15 protein-coding genes are annotated in these 17,068 nt (G+C 66.9%); 13 read left to right on the top strand and 2 right to left on the bottom strand.

Annotation, left to right across the window (positions count from 1 at the left end):
• The first annotated feature begins 9 nt into the window (after window positions 1–9).
• The 8 genes from KDK82_RS31700 to accD all read left to right on the top strand — a co-directional run bounded on the left by KDK82_RS31700 (window position 10) and on the right by accD (window position 9,454).
• Window positions 10–270: a hypothetical protein gene (locus KDK82_RS31700; protein WP_179217824.1), complete on the top strand. Its 261-nt coding sequence runs from the start codon at window positions 10–12 to the stop codon at window positions 268–270.
• A gap of 99 nt (window positions 271–369) precedes the next feature.
• Entirely contained in the window at window positions 370–1,482 is a 1,113-nt protein-coding gene (asd, locus tag KDK82_RS02775; protein ID WP_013801017.1) for an aspartate-semialdehyde dehydrogenase, read from the top strand.
• A gap of 367 nt (window positions 1,483–1,849) precedes the next feature.
• Complete coding sequence (locus tag KDK82_RS02770; protein ID WP_179217839.1) at window positions 1,850–4,756, top strand: FimV/HubP family polar landmark protein; 2,907 nt, start codon at window positions 1,850–1,852, stop codon at window positions 4,754–4,756.
• 113 nt (window positions 4,757–4,869) lie between these two features.
• A complete protein-coding gene (gene truA, locus KDK82_RS02765; protein WP_034396664.1) occupies window positions 4,870–5,718 on the top strand; it encodes a tRNA pseudouridine(38-40) synthase TruA in 849 nt (282 codons plus the stop codon).
• Window positions 5,719–5,750: 32 nt separating this feature from the next.
• Entirely contained in the window at window positions 5,751–6,473 is a 723-nt protein-coding gene (locus KDK82_RS02760; protein ID WP_013801014.1) for a phosphoribosylanthranilate isomerase, read from the top strand.
• Window positions 6,451–7,707 (top strand): tryptophan synthase subunit beta, encoded by a 1,257-nt coding sequence (gene trpB, locus KDK82_RS02755; RefSeq protein WP_034396669.1) that lies wholly within the window; start codon window positions 6,451–6,453, stop codon window positions 7,705–7,707. Before KDK82_RS02760 ends, trpB begins: the two co-directional genes overlap by 23 nt.
• Complete coding sequence (gene trpA, locus KDK82_RS02750; protein ID WP_013801013.1) at window positions 7,704–8,513, top strand: tryptophan synthase subunit alpha; 810 nt, start codon at window positions 7,704–7,706, stop codon at window positions 8,511–8,513. Before trpB ends, trpA begins: the two co-directional genes overlap by 4 nt.
• 65 nt (window positions 8,514–8,578) lie before the next feature.
• A complete protein-coding gene (accD, locus tag KDK82_RS02745; protein WP_013801012.1) occupies window positions 8,579–9,454 on the top strand; it encodes an acetyl-CoA carboxylase, carboxyltransferase subunit beta in 876 nt (291 codons plus the stop codon).
• A gap of 95 nt (window positions 9,455–9,549) precedes the next feature.
• Here the strand turns inward: accD and KDK82_RS02740 are convergent, their stop codons facing one another.
• Entirely contained in the window at window positions 9,550–10,107 is a 558-nt protein-coding gene (locus tag KDK82_RS02740) for a YggT family protein (RefSeq protein WP_013801011.1), read from the bottom strand.
• Window positions 10,108–10,197: 90 nt separating this feature from the next.
• On the opposite strand from KDK82_RS02740, the gene KDK82_RS02735 reads away from it, so the two are divergent.
• From KDK82_RS02735 to KDK82_RS02715, 5 genes are all read left to right on the top strand, one after another.
• Entirely contained in the window at window positions 10,198–10,872 is a 675-nt protein-coding gene (locus KDK82_RS02735; RefSeq protein ID WP_088163970.1) for an LON peptidase substrate-binding domain-containing protein, read from the top strand.
• Window positions 10,873–11,118: 246 nt separating this feature from the next.
• Window positions 11,119–12,678 carry a lysine--tRNA ligase gene (gene lysS / locus KDK82_RS02730; RefSeq protein ID WP_088165420.1) on the top strand — a complete coding sequence of 520 codons (1,560 nt, stop codon included), beginning with the start codon at window positions 11,119–11,121 and terminating at the stop codon, window positions 12,676–12,678.
• A gap of 92 nt (window positions 12,679–12,770) precedes the next feature.
• On the top strand, window positions 12,771–13,787 hold the full coding sequence (locus KDK82_RS02725; RefSeq protein WP_088163969.1) for a hypothetical protein: 1,017 nt from the start codon (window positions 12,771–12,773) through the stop codon (window positions 13,785–13,787).
• Window positions 13,788–13,897: 110 nt separating this feature from the next.
• Window positions 13,898–14,980 (top strand): diguanylate cyclase, encoded by a 1,083-nt coding sequence (locus KDK82_RS02720; RefSeq protein ID WP_012207049.1) that lies wholly within the window; start codon window positions 13,898–13,900, stop codon window positions 14,978–14,980.
• Window positions 14,981–15,088: 108 nt separating this feature from the next.
• Entirely contained in the window at window positions 15,089–15,757 is a 669-nt protein-coding gene (locus KDK82_RS02715) for a mechanosensitive ion channel family protein (protein WP_179217838.1), read from the top strand.
• A 67-nt stretch (window positions 15,758–15,824) separates the two neighbouring features.
• Here KDK82_RS02715 and purT read toward each other — a convergent pair whose 3' ends face one another.
• On the bottom strand, window positions 15,825–17,042 hold the full coding sequence (gene purT, locus KDK82_RS02710; protein WP_013801005.1) for a formate-dependent phosphoribosylglycinamide formyltransferase: 1,218 nt from the start codon (window positions 17,040–17,042) through the stop codon (window positions 15,825–15,827).
• Window positions 17,043–17,068 lie beyond the last annotated feature (26 nt).

The raw sequence follows: 17,068 nt of genomic DNA, 5'->3' as shown, positions 1-17,068 counted from the left end.
CCTCCAGGCTTGCGGCTGTCCCTGTGGCGGGCAGGTGCTGCCCTGCTCCGCCACAACATGGCAAAACGTCAAAATAGACGTCCAGTTTTCGCCGATTCGACGAAGATATTCATCAAAATAGACATTCTCTTTCCTGGCGTATTCGATAGAATGACGTCTCTTATGTTTGCCGACCGCCCGTTCCTCCTGCTGAACATTGCACCCGCCGCCCTGGCTGGTGTGGCTGCGCGCGCAATCACCTCCACAACCATTACGACAATCAAAGGCTGACCCAGCCCGGTTCGTCGTGCGCCCTCACCTGGCCTAGACGAGCCGGGCGACAACAGTCTTGATCAAGCACTGTTTTCACACTGAAAGGGCGTTTCAAAAATGAGCAAGCAATTGGTAGGCCTCGTCGGCTGGCGCGGCATGGTCGGCTCCGTGCTGATGGACCGCATGCAGGCAGAGGGCGACTTCGACCTGATCGAGCCCGTGTTCTTCTCCACCTCCAACGCCGGCGGCAAGGCCCCGGCCATGGCGAAGACCCACACCGAGCTGCGCAATGCCAACGACATTGCCGAGCTGTCCAAGTGCGACATCATCATCACCTGCCAGGGCGGCGACTACACCAAGGAAGTCTTCCCCCAGCTGCGCGCCTCGGGCTGGAACGGCCACTGGATCGATGCCGCGTCGTCGCTGCGCATGGAAGGCGATGCCGTTATCGTGCTCGACCCCGTCAATGAAGGCCTGATCCAGTCCAAGCTCGCCGCGGGCGGCAAGAACTGGATTGGCGGCAACTGCACCAACTCCATCTTGCTGATGGGCCTGGGCGGCCTGTTCAAGGCCGGTCTCGTGGAATGGGTCAGCTCCATGACCTACCAGGCAGCCTCCGGTGGCGGCGCCAACCACATGCGCGAACTGCTCAAGGGCATGGGCGTGGTGCACGCTGCCGTGGCCGACGAACTGGCCACGCCCGCATCCGCCATCCTGGACATCGACCGCAAGGTGGCCCAGACCATCCGCACCGACGTGCCCACCGAATTCTTCGGCGCGCCGCTGGCCGGTGGCCTGATCCCCTGGATCGATGCGCAGCTGGACAACGGCCAGTCCAAGGAAGAGTGGAAGGGCCAGGCCGAGGTCAACAAGATCCTGGGCACCGAGCAGACCATCCCTGTCGATGGCCTGTGTGTGCGCATCGGCGCCATGCGCTGCCACAGCCTGGCGCTGACCCTCAAGCTCAAGAAGGACCTGCCCCTGGAAGAGCTGGAAGCCATCATCAAGTCCGGCAATCCCTGGGTGAAGTGGGTTCCCAACGACCGCGCCATCACCGTCAAGGAACTGACCCCTGCCGCCATCACCGGTGGCCTGGAAGTCGGCGTGGGCCGCGTGCGCAAGCTGAACATGGGCCCCGAGTACCTGTCGGCCTTCGTGATCGGTGACCAACTGCTGTGGGGCGCCGCCGAGCCGCTGCGCCGCATGCTGCGCATCCTGCTCGCCGCCTGAGCATCGCCGGCTTGAGCCAACACAAAAAGCGCCATGTCCCGGGCCGGGACATGGCGCTTTTTTCGGCTTTAAGCCCTGGGCAATTGGGCACAATGCCCAGGTCTCTTGTCCATTGGCTGTAGGTGGTTGCCTACAATCACCAAAGATACATTGTGTTTCTTCTCGTTGCCGTTCGACAACAACTATTGGCGTTCGCCGGCAACCAGACGCTTGCGATCCTATAGCGTGGCCGACAATGCGACCCAAGCACCTTGGTAGATGGCGTGCCATCTATCCCCGGGTAAATTTCAATTACATGTGCAAGCGCGGGCATTCCCACAATAACAATAGTGCCTGCCCAATTGCATCCACACAGGTTTGACGCTTTATGCATCGTTGGAAACTCTCTGTGCTGGCCACTGCGGCCGTCGTCTCGGTCGCACTGCCCGCCTCCGAGGCCTGGGCACTGGCTCTGGGCCGGGTGAACGTGCAATCGGCCCTGGGCGAGCCCCTGCGTGCCGAAGTCGAAATCCCCCAGATCACCGCCGCTGAAGCCGAAGGCCTGCGCGTGGGCGTGGCCTCTCCCGGCGTCTTCCGCACCCAGGGCATGGAGTACAACGCCACCGCCAGCCAGGTGCGCGTCAGCGTGCAGCGCCGCGCGGATGGCTCGGCCGTGCTGCGCCTCACAAGCACACAGCCCGTCAACGAACCCTTTGTCGATCTGGTGATCGACGCCAGCTGGGCCTCGGGCAACCTGCAGCGCAACTACACCCTGCTGCTGGACCCGCCCACCCTGCAAAAGCTCCCGCCTGCCGTGACGGCTGCAGCCCAGGCCTCGGCACCCGAGCCCGCCGCAGCGCCGCGCCGCGCAGCCCCCACCCCATCGCAAGCTGCATCGCAAGCCGCTGCAGGCAACACCGAGGAAAGCCGCCCCGCGCCAGCAGCCGCGCGCCGTGCCGCCCCGGCAGCCCGCGAGCGCGCCGCAGCGGCTCCCGCGTCGTCCGAGGCCTCCGAAGTCCGCATCAAGGCTGGGGACACGGCAGGCCGCATCGCCGCCGCCCACCTGCCAGCCGGCGTTTCGTTGGACCAGATGCTGGTGGCCATGCTGCGCACCAATCCCAAGGTCTTCATCAACGGCAATGTGAACCGCATGCGCTCCGGCGCCGTGCTCACCGTGCCGGACGAAGCCACGGCCCAGGCCACCTCGCCGCGCGAAGCGCGCCAGATCGTTGCCGCCCAGTCCCGCGATTTCAACCAGTTCCGCCGCCAATTGGCCAGCGCCGCGCCGGCCGCGCCCGTGGCCTCCGCCAACCGCGAAGCATCGGGCAGCGTCCAGGCCCAGGTCGAAGACCGCAAGCCGTCCACCGCAGCACCCGACAAGCTCACCCTGTCCAAGGGCGCCGTCAAGGGCGTGGAGGCCGACGAGCGCCTGGCCAAGCAAAAACAGTCGGACGACCAGGCATCGCGCACGGCCGAGTTGCAGCGCAACATGTCCGAGCTGAGCCAAATCGCCGCCGCCACCAAGCCGGCCGAAGGTGCTGCTGCAGCACCTGCCTCGGCAGCCAGCGGCACGGCAAACGGCGTGGCTGTGCCGGGCGCGCCGAACGTGCCTGCAGCGCCTGAAGCTGCAGCACCCCAGACAACTCCCGCGGCCCCGGCGGCGCCCGCCGATGCAGCTGCTGCGGCCTCTGCGCCCACCGCTGCTCCAGACGCCGCAGCCAATGCAGCCGGCTCGGCAGCGCCCGCAGCAGAAGCCGTGCCCGCCACGCCCGCTCCGGCCGAGCCGCCGAAGCCCAAGCCGGCACCCGCTCCCGCAGCACCGATCGCCGAGCCCAGCTTCATCGATACGCTGCTGGAAGATCCCACCATCCCGCTGGCCGGTGCTGCCCTGCTGGCCCTGCTGCTGGGCTATGGCGGCTACCGCGTCATGCAGCGCCGCCGCGCCGCTGCCGCCTCCAGCGAAAGCGCCTTTGGCGACAGCCAGCTTGCAGCCGACTCCTTCTTTGGCGCCAGCGGCGGCCAACGCGTGGACACCGGCACATCGAGCCAGCTGTCCGGCACCTCCATGCATTACTCGCCCAGCCAGCTTGATGCGGGCGATGTGGACCCCGTGGCCGAGGCCGACGTCTACCTGGCCTATGGCCGCGACCTGCAGGCAGAGGAAATCCTCAAGGAAGCGCTGCGCACCGACCCCAACCGCACCGCTCTGCACCAGAAGCTGGCCGACATCTACGCCAAGCGCCATGACCGCAAGGCCTTCGAGGCCGTCGCGCAGACCCTGCATGGCCTGACCCAGGGCAAGGGCGTGGACTGGCAGCGCCTGGCCGACCAGGGCCGCATCCTGGACCCAGAAAACGCTCTCTACCAGCCTGCAGGCGCCGCGCCCCTGTCTGGTGCCGCCGTTGCCGGTGGCGCCGCAGTGGCTGCTGCCGGACTGGCTGCCGCCTCGCTGGCCAGCCGCCCCCTGGACATGGATGCGCACCGCGAAGGCCCTGCCACCCTGCCCATGGACCTGGACATGGACCTCAACATGGACCTGCCCGGCGGCCTGGCCGATGCCAGCCTGCCCGCGCAGCACGCCAGCCCCCTGCCCGCACCGGCCCCCATGCCCAGCGAACAGGACTTCGCAGCGCTGGAGCCCACGCTGCGCGCGCCGCTGGAAGCCACGCCCTCCGCAAAGGACGACACACCTCGCATCGAGCCCCACGTCGAGCCTCCTGTTGCATCGCTGGACATGCCCGGCTTCCAGCCCACGGCCCACGCCTCGCTGACGGACGCCCTGAACCACAGCAACGCCATGGACGGCATGCAGCCGACCGAGATGCTGTCGCTGGACATGCCCGGCACGCAGGCGTCCGACAGCTTCCCGGCCACCGAGCCCTCGCCCCTGACCAGCTCCACCACGGACGACAGCCATGCCAAGACCGAGCTGCTGTCGCTGGACGCCATGGAGTTCAACCTGGAAGGCCTGAGCACGGAGGCACCCGCCCCAACGCCGGCAACGCCCCAGGCAGGCGGCGTGCTGGAGACGGCGGCCAAGGCCAAGCCCGAACCGGCCGAGTCGCTGGAATTCGACCTGGGCAGCCTGTCCCTGGACCTGGGCAACGACGCCCCTGCCGTCGCAACCCCGCCCTCGGCTCCTGAAGACCCGCTGGCCACCAAGCTCGCGCTGGCCCAGGAGTTCAACGCCATCGGCGACAGTGACGGAGCCCGTACACTGATCGAGGAAGTGATCGCCGAGGCCCACGGCGATCTCAAGGCCAAGGCCCAGCGCCTGCTGGCCGAGATAGATTGAAGCCCGGCGGCGCCTGCCCAGGCGCCGCACCGGTTTCGCGTGACAGGGCGGCGCAAGCCGCCATGGAAAACTGACAACTTGATGCACACCCAACCCATGCCGGAGGCCTCGCAATGCGCGTAGCCCTCGGCGTCGCCTACAACGGCCAGCGCTACAGCGGCTGGCAAAGCCAGCTGTCTGGCAACACCATTCAAGACCATCTCGAAGCGGCCCTGGGCCGCTTTGCCGCTCAGGAGGTGCACACCCTCTGCGCGGGCCGCACCGATGCCGGCGTGCACGGCCTCATGCAGGTCGTCCACTTCGACACCCCGCTGGACAGGGCCCCGTTCTCCTGGGTCCGTGGCACCAACACCTTCCTGCCGCCGGACATTGCCGTGCAATGGGCCCAGCCCGTGCCCGATGCCTTCCATTCGCGCGCCTGTGCCACGGCAAGGCGCTATGCCTATGTGCTGCTGCAATCGCCCGTGCGCCCCAGCGTGGAGGCCGGGCGCGTGGGCTGGGTGTTCCATGCGCTCGATGGTGATGCCATGCAGGCCGCCGCCCGGCACCTGCTGGGCGAGCACGACTTCAGCTCGTTCCGCGCATCGGGCTGCCAGGCCAAGTCCCCCGTCAAGACGCTGCACCGCCTGTCCATCACCCGCCGCATGGCAGGCGATGGCGCCCAGATGGCCGCAGCCAGCTCCATGCGGCCCGGCGACGCGGCCATGGAATGCTGCTACTGGCGCTTCGAGTTCGAAGGCAGCGCCTTCCTCCACCACATGGTGCGCAACATCATGGGCTGCCTGATCGCCATCGGCCAGGGCGCGTATGCGCCGCAGTGGATGCAGCAGGTACTGGACGCCCGTTCCCGCGATGCCGCCGCGCCCACCTTCTCGCCCGACGGCCTGTACTTTCTGGGCCCCGTATACGATCCTTCATGGGGCCTTCCTTCGCGCAGCCCGGCCTATGATTGGCTCCCGTGAACGGACAAGCCCTTCCCCATTCTTCAGCCCCCATGCAGCGCACTCGAATCAAGATCTGCGGCCTCACCCGCGAACAGGACGTGGACGCCGCCGTGGCTGCGGGCACCGATGCCGTGGGTTTTGTGCTCTACGCCCCCAGTCCGCGCGCCGTGACGGTGCAGCGCGCTGCAGAACTGGCGCGGCGCCTGCCGCCCTTCGTGACCCCGGTGCTGCTGTTCGTCAATGAAAGCGCCGCCAACGTAATGGCTGCCTGCGCCGCCATCCCGGGCGCCTGCGTGCAGTTCCACGGCGATGAGTCCCCCGAGGACTGCCTTGCCGCCACATCGGGCGGCACCCGCGCCTTCCTGCGCGCCGCACGCATTCCCCTTGGTCCCGACGCCGCGCGCTTCGACCTCGTAGAATATGCCCAGCGTTACTCGAAAGCCCAGGCCATACTGCTCGACGCCCATGTCGACGGCTATGGTGGTGGCGGAAAAGCATTCAATTGGTCACTCCTTCCACCAAACGTCGCCTCTCACCTCGTTTTGTCTGGTGGACTCACGCCTGCAAACGTGACCGATGGCATCTTGCAAGTGCGCCCGCGAGGACTCTCGCTGGCCGTTGATGTCAGTTCCGGCGTCGAGGCCGATGGTCCCGACGGCAAGCCCCTCAGGGGCATCAAGGACGCCGGCAAGATACACCGATTCATCGCCGCCGTGCGCGCGGCCGATGACCAACTTTTGCAGACAAGCCATGTTCGAATACCAGTACCCTGACGCATCCGGCCACTTCGGCCGCTTCGGCGGCAGCTTTGCCAGCGAAACCCTGACACACGCTCTGACCGAGCTGCGCGACGCCTACGCCAAGTACCAGAACGACCCGGAATTCGTTGCCGAATTCCAGTCCGAGCTGGCCCACTTCGTCGGCCGTCCCTCGCCCGTCTACCACGCGGCACGCATGTCGCGCGAGATGGGGGGCGCGCAGATCTACCTCAAGCGCGAAGACCTCAACCACACGGGCGCGCACAAGATCAACAACGTGATCGGCCAGGCCATGCTCGCCCGGCGCATGGGCAAGCCCCGCATCATTGCCGAGACCGGCGCGGGCCAGCACGGCGTGGCCACGGCCACCATCTGCGCGCGCTACGGCCTCGAATGCATCGTCTACATGGGTGCCGAGGACGTGAAGCGCCAAAGCCCCAACGTCTACCGCATGCGCCTGCTGGGCGCCACCGTGGTGCCGGTGGAGTCGGGCAGCCGCACGCTCAAGGACGCGCTCAACGAAGCCATGCGCGACTGGGTGGCCAACGTGGACAACACCTTCTACATCATCGGCACCGTGGCCGGCCCCCATCCCTACCCGGCGATGGTGCGCGACTTCCAGAAGGTCATCGGCGAAGAGTGCCTGACGCAAATGCCCGAATTCCTGGGCGCCGACCGCCAGCCTGATGCCGTGGTCGCCTGCGTGGGCGGCGGCAGCAATGCCATGGGCATCTTCCACCCCTACATCCCGTTCGAGAACACGCGTCTGATCGGCGTGGAGGCGGCCGGCGAAGGCCTGGACAGCGGCAAGCACTCGGCCTCGCTGCAGCGCGGCAGCAGCGGCGTGCTGCACGGCAACCGCACCTTCATCCTGCAGAACGAGAACGGCCAGATCACCGAGACGCACAGCATCAGCGCCGGCCTCGACTATCCCGGCGTCGGCCCCGAGCACGCCTGGCTGCAGGAACTGGGCCGGGCCCAGTACGTGGGCATCACCGACCAGGAGGCACTGGACGCCTTCCACTACCTGTGCCGCACCGAAGGCATCATTCCCGCCCTGGAGTCCAGCCATGCCGTGGCCTATGCCATGCAACTGGCCAAGACCATGCGCGCCGACCAGTCCATCCTCGTGAACCTGTCCGGTCGCGGCGACAAGGACATCGGTACCGTGGCCGACCTCTCGGGCGCCGATTACTACGACCGTCCCTCCATGCGCGGGCTCACGGTCAAGGGAGGAGCAGCTCAATGAGCCGCATCACCACGACTTTCGCCAAACTCCAGGAAGAAGGCCGCAAGGCCCTGATCCCGTACATCACCGCAGGCTTCCCGTTCGCGGCCATCACGCCGTCGCTGATGCACGGCATGGTGGAGGCCGGCGCCGACGTGATCGAGCTGGGCGTGCCCTTCTCGGACCCCATGGCCGACGGCCCCACCATCCAGAAGGCAGGCGACCGCGCCATCGCCAATGGCGTGGGCCTGGTGCAGGTGCTGGCCTATGTGCGCGAGTTCCGCCAGAAGAACCAGACCACGCCCGTGGTGCTGATGGGCTACGCCAACCCGGTGGAGCGCTACGACCAGATCCACGGCAATGACCGCTTCGTGGACGATGCGGCCGAGGCCGGCGTCGATGGCCTGCTCATCGTGGACTACCCGCCCGAGGAGTGCGAGGCGTTCGCCGCGCAACTGCGTGCGCGCGACATGGACCTCATCTTCCTGCTGGCGCCCACCTCCACCACCGAGCGCATGCAGCAGGTGGCACGCGTGGCCAGCGGCTATGTCTACTACGTCTCGCTCAAGGGCGTGACAGGAGCAGGCACGCTCGACACGGCGGCCGTGGAAGCCATGCTGCCGCGCATCCGCGAGCATGTGAGCATTCCCGTGGGCGTGGGCTTCGGTATCCGCGACGCGGCCACGGCCCAGGCCATTGGCCGGGTGGCCGATGCCGTGGTCATCGGCAGCCGCATCATCGAGATGCTGGACGGCCAGCCCCACGAAAAGATCGTCCCCCTGACCATCGACTTCCTGCGCGGCGTGCGCAAGGCACTCGACGCGTAGGTCGCATAATGCAGCCCTTGCATGCGGCCCGGTGCCGCATGCCCTGCGCCTGAAAAGGAAACACCATGTCCTGGCTTGAAAAACTCCTGCCTGCCAAAATCCAGCAAACCAACCCCACGGATCGCCACCAGCAGATCCCCGAGGGTCTGTGGATCAAGTGCCCGAGCTGCGAGACCGTGCTCTACAAGGCCGATCTGGAGAAAAACCAGAACGTCTGCCCCAGCTGCAGCCACCATCACCGCATCGGCGCCCGCGCCCGCCTGAACCATTTCCTGGACGCCGAAGGCCGCTATGAAATCGGCCAGGAAGTCATTCCCGTCGACGCCCTGAAGTTCAAGGACAGCCGCAAGTACCCCGAGCGACTCAAGGAAGCGCTGGAGAACACCGGCGAGACCGATGCCCTGGTCGTCATGGGCGGCGCCATCAAGAGCGTCAACGTGGTCGCAGCCTGCTTCGAGTTCGAATTCATGGGCGGCTCCATGGGCTCCGTGGTCGGCGAGCGCTTCGTGCGTGGCGTCGAGACCGCCATTGAGCAGAAGGTCCCCTTCATCTGCTTCACCGCCACGGGCGGTGCGCGCATGCAGGAAGGCCTGTTGAGCCTGATGCAGATGGCCAAGGCCAATGCAGCGCTCACGCGCCTGGCCAAGAAGGGCCTGCCCTACATCTCGGTGCTGACCGATCCCACCTTCGGTGGCGTCTCCGCCAGCTTTGCCTTCGTCGGCGATATCGTCATTGCCGAGCCCAAGACCCTGGTCGGCTTCGCCGGCCCGCGCGTGATCGAGACCACCGTGCGCGTGAAGCTGCCCGAAGGCTTCCAGCGCGCCGAGTTCCTGCAGGACAAGGGCGCCGTGGACATGATCGTGGACCGCCGCGAGCTGCGCGACCGCATTGCCGCATCGCTTGCCATGCTGCAGCGCCTGCCGGCCGACGCGGTCCAGTAAAGCCTCGCGCAGACACAAAAAAGCCGCCGCAGGTTGATGCCTGCGGCGGCTTTTTCACGTCCAGGAAACCAGGGAAACCAGGGAAATCAGGGAAATCAGGCCAGCAGCATCAGGCCCGATCCCTGGATATACCCCAGCACCATCAGCGCGATCTGCAGCAGCACCAGAGCCACCAGTGCCGACAGATCGATACCGCCGATCAGCGGAACAACACGGCGGATGGGCCGCAGCATGGGCTCGGACAGGCGCTGCAGCACGCCATACATCGGCGACTGCGGCTGCACCCACGACAAGATGGCATAGATCAGCAGCACGCCCACCATGCCCGACAGCGCCACGCGCGCCAGGCCGCACAGCGCCAGCCAGGGCAGGGCAACCACGGTGGACTGCCCACCCATCAACAGCCACAGCAGCACGAACTGCAGCATCTGCAGCAGGAAGGCGGCGATCAGGCTGGACATATCCCAGCGCCCGGCCGGCTTGATGATGCGGCGCAGCGGCATCACGATCCAGTCGGACAGCGCAAACACCAGCTGCCCCACGGGGTTGCCGAAGGGCACGCGCTGGGCCTGCATGTACATGCGCAGCAGGCAGACGCCGGTCAACAGGCCAACGACCACGTCGAGCAAAAAGGAAACGATCTGAAAAAGCATGGCGTTGTAGGACTGCGGGAGGAAGATCGGACCACGGCCATCCGGCCTTGGCACAGCATGGGATGATAGCTGCCGCATCCCGCCCATCACATGACCGCCCCTACCGCACTGCACTCCCTGCCGCTGTTCCCCCTGGGCAGCGTCCTCTTTCCCCAAGGCCTGCTTAGCCTTCGCGTCTTTGAAGTCCGCTACCTGGACATGATCCGCAAGTGCGAGCGCACGGGCGCTCCCTTCGGCGTGGTGGCGCTGCAGGCCGGCAGCGAAGTGCGCAAGGCTGGCGCTGCCGCCGAGCAATTACACGCCGTGGGCACGCTGGCCCGCATCGTCCAGTTGCAGCAGCCCCAGCCCGGCCTGCTGCACCTGCAGTGCGAAGGCACGCAGCGCTTTCGCATGCAGGAGCACCGCCAGCTGCCCCACGGCCTGTGGGTGGCCGATGTGCAGATGCTGCCTGCCGATGCCGCCGTGCCCATCCCCAGCCACCTGCTCGCCACCGCCCAGGCCCTGGCCCAGGTGCTGATGCAGCTGCACGCGCGCTCCACAGACGCCGACCATGCCCGACTGCCCAGCGCCGAACAGATGGGCGACTGCGGCTGGGTGGCCAACCGCTGGACCGAGCTGCTGCCCATGCCGATCTCCATCAAACAGCAACTGATGGCGCTGGACAGCCCGCTGGTGCGGCTGGAGCTCGTGGCCGATGTGCTGGAGCGCAGCGGCATAGGCCATGCCCAGGGCCCGGCACCCGGCTCCTCGTCCGCCGGGCACTGACGAATTGGCAGGACAGCGGCGTCATACCGCAGCGGCGTCCGGCACATTGGCAGCACCGCGCACCGAAAGCGCGCCAAAAAACTTAAAATCGCGGATTCAGCCCGCCAGCTGCGGGGCTTGCCGGTGGCATTTGCTGCCGCCGCGGCACCCTCCAGCCCTTTGCGCCTGGCTTTTTTCGGCTTTTCCCGCTTTTTTTCCTCCGGCTTTTTTCCGGCCCCTCGGCGTTTTGCGCTGGCGCTCATTGTCATGACCGAACACAACACCCCATCCGCAGCGGACCAGACCGCTCCCCAGGACGAAAACCAACTCATCGCCGAGCGCCGCGAAAAACTCAAGGCCCTGCGCGAACAGGTCCGTGAACAGGGCGGCGTGGCCTTCCCCAACGACTTCAAGCCCGCCGACCGCGCCGAGGCGCTGCAGCAGGCCCATGCCGACAAGAGCGCCGAGCAGTTGGACGCCGAAGCCGTGCAGGTCAGCCTGGGCGGCCGCATGATGCTCAAGCGCGTCATGGGCAAGGCCAGCTTTGCCACCATCCAGGACGGATCGCTGGGCCCCACGCACGGCCGCATCCAGCTGTACATCACACGCGACACCGTGGGCGAGGAGGTCTATGCGGCCTTCAAGCGCTGGGACCTGGGCGACATCCTGGGCGCAGAGGGCACGCTGATGAAGACCAAGACCGGCGAGCTGTCGGTCAAGGTGCAGACGCTGCGCCTGCTCACCAAGAGCCTGCGCCCCATGCCCGACAAGTTCCACGGCATGGCCGACCTGGAGCAGAAGGTGCGCCAGCGCTATGTGGACCTGATGATGGACGAGCAGGCCCGCCGCCGCTTCATCGCACGCAGCAAGGCCGTCTCGGGCATCCGCGAATTCATGGTGGAGCACGGCTTCCTGGAAGTGGAAACGCCCATGCTGCACCCCATTCCCGGCGGCGCCAACGCCAAGCCCTTCGTCACCCACCACAACGCGCTGGACCAGGAGATGTACCTGCGCATCGCGCCCGAGCTGTACCTCAAGCGCCTGATGGTCGGCGGCTTCGAGCGCGTGTTCGAGATCAACCGCAATTTCCGCAACGAAGGCATCTCGGTTCGCCACAACCCCGAGTTCACCATGATGGAGTTCTACGCGGCCTACTGGAACTACCGCGACCTGATGGACTACACCGAGGCCCTGGTCCGCGACGCCGCGCAAAAGGCCGTGGGCACGCTGCAGCTGACCTACGGTGGCAAGCCCGTGGACCTGTCCCAGCCCTTCCAGCGCCTGACCATTCCCGAGGCCATCGTCAAGTTCACCGAGGCGGGCGACAAGGTGGCCGACCGCGATTGGCTGACCAATGCCCTGCGCAAGCTGGGCATGACGGAAGAAAAGGACCGCCTGTCCGCCCGCACCCTGGCCAGCCTGCAGGTGCTGTACTTCGAGGAAGTGGTGGAAGAAAAGCTCTGGCAGCCCACCTTCATCATGGAGCACCCCACCGAGATCTCGCCGCTGGCGCGCGCCAATGACGAGCGCCCCGAGGTCACCGAGCGCTTCGAGCTGTACATCACGGGCCGCGAATTCGGCAACGGTTTCTCCGAACTCAACGACGCCGAGGACCAGGCCGCGCGCTTCAATGCCCAGGTCCAGGCCAAGGACGGTGGCGATGACGAAGCCATGTACTTCGACCACGACTTCGTGCGTGCCCTCGAGTACGGCATGCCCCCCACAGGCGGCTGCGGCATCGGCATCGACCGCCTGATGATGCTGCTGACCGACAGCGCCAGCATCCGCGACGTGATCCTGTTCCCTGCCCTGCGCCGCGAACAGTAAAAACCACGGCATCCAGCGCCTGCGCGCGTTGCCGACTGAAGCCGCCTGCGTTCCCTTGGGAGCCAGGCGGCTTTTCCCTATACTGGCTCGCCATGCACATCCCCACCTACTGGGCGCAGGCGCGCCTGCGGCATGAAAGCCGCCCCACCCACGGCATCACCGTCCAGCGCTGGGGATGGTCCGACACCAGCCAGGAAGCCGCCCAGGCCCACGCACAGGAGCGTGCTGGCAAGGCCCTGGAAGCCGCCCGCAATGCGGCGCTTCCAAAGGGCGAGCCCCGCATGGAATGGAAGAACGAGTACGCGCTCGACGGCTTCACCACCCCCATCCGCGAAGAAGTCCTGCAGCGCCGCGACGGCACGGTGATGACGCGCAACAGCTACGGCGCCAACTGCCTGAACACCGAGCGCGTGGCCATCGCCGATATCGACCTGCCCGAGCCGCCGAGCGCCGTGCGCTTTCCCGTCGTGACCCTGCTGTTGTTGGCTTCGGTCGCCATCTGGCTGGCCCGGCTGGCACCGCACAAGAACAATTCGCGGATGGTGGCCACGGCACTGGTCGTGCTGCTGCTGTTCCTTGCCATGCGGCGCGTGCAGCGCTGGTGGGAAGCACGCCAGGCGCGCCAGCGTGCGGCCACGGACTCGCCGGCCACGCGCGCCATGGAGCGCGTGCAGACCTTCCACCAAAGCCACCCCGACTGGGGACTGCGCGTCTACGAAACACCCAAGGGCCTGCGCGTCATCGTCACGCATGCCGATTTCGCATCGGACGATCCGGCCGTCGGGCGGCTGTTCGACGCCCTGCAGGTGGACCCGCTCTATGCCCTGCTGTGCGAGCGCCAGCAATGCTTTCGCGCACGTGTCTCCGGCAAGCCCTGGCGCATGGGCCTGACCGGCCTATCCACCTCGCTGCGCAGCTGGCCCGTTCCCGAAGACCGGCAGGAGGAGCGCCGCCAGTGGGCACTTGCCTATGACAGCAAGGCCCAGGGCTTTGCGGCCTGCAGGCTGCTGCAGCAACTGGGTAACCCGCGCATCTGCCCGGCTGCCGACGCCTTTGTGCAGTGGCATGACGAGGCCAGCCGCGCCCGCACGGATCTGCCGCTGGCCTAGCAAAAGCCCCGTGCACACAATCGCACACGGACGCGACACCCGACTTACACTGGCGCCATCCCCACGCCGCGCACTGCGCGGCCCCTTGATCCATTCCTGGTTTCGCAACCATGAAGGCCATGCCCCCCGCTCCACCTCCCCTGCCCACCGACAGCGCCGACTCCCCCGCCATCGAGCCCAGCGGAGCACGCTTCGCCAAGCCGACGGACGAGTCCGCGCCCTTTTGCGTGCTGGTCGTGGAAGACCAGGCCTCGGTGCGCACCAGCCTGGTCAGCGAGCTGCTGCACGCGGGCGTGACCCGCGTGCTGGAGGCCGCCGATGGCCCCAGCGCCCTGGTCCTGTTCCGTGAGCAGCGCCCCGACCTGGTGCTGCTGGACATCCGCCTGCCCGGCGAGGATGGCTACTGGGTCGCCCGCCAGCTGCGCGAGGCCGAGCCCGGCGAGTGGACGCCCGTCATCTTCCTGTCCGGCCTGGACAATGACCTGGATGTGTGGCGCGGCATCGAGGCTGGAGGCGACGACTACCTGGTCAAGCCCGTCAAGCCCATCGTGCTCGTGGCCAAGCTGCGCGCCATGCGCCGCCTGCTGGACATGCGCCGGCGCCTGGTATCGCTGTCGGCCGAGCTGCACGAGGCCAACCAGAAGCTCAATGAAATGGTCGAGCTCGACCAGCTCACGGGCCTGGTCAACCGCCGAGGCTTCGACCGCATCCTGCATGCCGAGATCGCCTCGGCCCGGCGCGAAGGCCAGCCACTGACGCTGATGCTCTGCGACCTGGACCATTTCAAGCGCTACAACGACACCTATGGCCACGTGCATGGCGATGAATGCCTGAAACAGATAGGCCGCCTGCTGCGCGAGGTCTGCGTGCGCCCCCGTGACGTGGCCGCGCGCTATGGCGGCGAGGAATTCGCGCTCATCCTGCCGCGCACACCACGCTCGGGCGCCATGACGTTCGCGCGTGCCGTGGGCCAGATGCTGCGCGTGCTGCGCATACGCCACCCCGATTCGCCCCATGAATCGGGTCTCACGCTGTCGGGCGGCATCACCACCTGCATTCCCGACGAATACACCAGCGCCGAAGCCATGCTCATGCGCGCCGACCAGGCACTGTACGCGGCCAAGGCGCAGGGGCGCGACCGCTTCTTCAGCTTCGAGATGCAGATGGACACGGTGGAGCAGCGCCGCACCTGACTGCCGGGCCTTGCGCCTGCGCTTACGATCGCAGCTCAATGCCGGACGCGCGCGAGCTGCGCATCCGGGTCCCGAAAGCGGATTCCTGTTTCCTGAATGTTTGAAGTTATGCGTCGTTTTCAAGCGCACCTGCCCACCTGGATGCAGGATTGGCTGGAGTTCATCATCCCCGGTGCCCAGATCCTGCTGATCATCGGTGCGGCCTGGCTGCTCAATCGCCTGGTTCGCCGGCTGATCGCACGCGCAGGCCGGCACTACGGCCTGCCGCCGGAGCTGCTGGTGCCGCTGCGCGGCGTGTTCCGCTGGATTCTGATTGCCGCCACCGTACCGCTGGTACTGGAGCGCCTGGGCGTCTCGGCCACCGTGCTGTGGACGGCATTCACCGGCTTTGCCACCGTGGGCGCCGTGGCCTTCTTCGCGGCCTGGAGCGTGCTGTCCAACCTGTTCTGCGCACTGCTCATCGTCATCGTCGGGCCCTTTCGCCTGGGTGACTACATCGAGGTGCTGGACACGGCCGAAAAGCCCGGTGCCAAGGGCCGCGTGATCGACATCAACATGCTCTACACCACCTTGCAGGACGCCCATGCGCCCGATGGCTCACCCAACCTGCTGCAGATCCCCAACTCGCTGATCTTCCAGCGCGTGGTCCGGCGCTGGAAGGGGGGCCTGGGCGCGGATGGCGAGCATGCCACCCATGGCGAGGAGGAGCGCGCCATCCGGCTGACCACGCCGCATGATGCCCAGCCCTCGCAGCCTCCCATGCACACGACCAACTAAGCTCACCTTCCCACGAAAAAAGCCGCCGCCCGGTGCAGGGACGGCGGCTTTGTCGTTCAGCAGCGCTTCAGGGCTTGCGCGGCCGGACCTTGCCGGCAGCCAGCTTGGCGTTGGTGCGCGCCTGCTCCACATCCTGGGCACGTGCCAGGGCCACGCCCATGCGGCGCTTGACGAAGCTCTCTGGCTTGCCGAACAGGCGCAGGTCCGTGCCTGGCACGGCCAGGGCCTCGTCCACACCGTCGAACACCAGGCCTTCGGCATCCTGCCCGCCATAGATCACGGCGCTGGCTCCGGGGTTGCGCAGCGAGGCATCCACGGGCAGGCCCAGAATGGCGCGCGCATGCAGCTCGAACTCGCTTTGCCACTGCGTGGCCAGCGTGACCAGCCCCGTGTCGTGCGGGCGTGGCGAGACTTCGCTGAACCAGACCTGCTCGCCCTTGACGAACAGCTCCACGCCAAACAGGCCCAGGCCGCCCAGGTCATCGGTCACCGCCTTGGCGATGTCGCGCGACTTCTGCAACGCCGCCGGGTGCATGGGATGGGGTTGCCAGCTTTCCACATAGTCACCGGACTGCTGGATGTGGCCGATCGGATCGCAGAAATGGGTCTGCACCTGGCCGTCCGCACCCTTGGCGCGCACCGTGAGCTGGGTGATCTCGTAGTCGAAGTCGATGAAGCCCTCAACGATCACGCGGCCATGGCTCACGCGCCCGCCGGCCATGGCGTAGTCCCAGGCCTTGGCCACGTCGTCCGGGCCGTCCAGCTTGCTCTGGCCCTTGCCCGAGCTGCTCATCACGGGCTTGACCACGCAAGGGAAGCCGATGGCGGGCTGGCCATCGGTGCCGTCGATGGCGGCCTGCAGCTCCTGCTGCGAATCACAGAAGCGATAAGGGCTGGTGGCCAGGCCCAGCGTCTCGGCGGCCAGGCGGCGGATGCCTTCGCGGTCCATGGTCAGGCGCGCGGCGCGGGCCGTGGGGATCACGGTGACCACACCGGCTGCTTCCAGCTCTTCCAACATCGGCGTGGCAATGGCCTCGATCTCGGGCACGACCAGGTCGGGCTTCTCGGCCTCGATCAAGGCCTTGAGCTGGGCCGGATCGCTCATGGTGATGGTGCGCGCGTGGTGGGCCACCTGCTGGCCGGGCGCGTTCTCGTAGCGGTCCACAGCGATCGTCTCCACGCCCAGGCGCTGCAGCGCGATCAGCACTTCCTTGCCGAGTTCGCCGCTGCCCAGCAGCATGACTTTGGTGGCATGGGGGGAGTAAGGGGTTCCAAGGGTGGTCATCTGCGCGTCCGGTGAGCCAGGCAGAG

Source organism: Delftia sp. K82, from assembly GCF_002193035.1.
In the GTDB taxonomy this organism is placed as follows: Bacteria; Pseudomonadota; Gammaproteobacteria; order Burkholderiales; family Burkholderiaceae_C; genus Comamonas; species Comamonas acidovorans.
The sequence above is the reverse complement of the archived record's forward strand: the minus strand, read 5'-3'. Positions and strand labels throughout refer to the sequence as shown.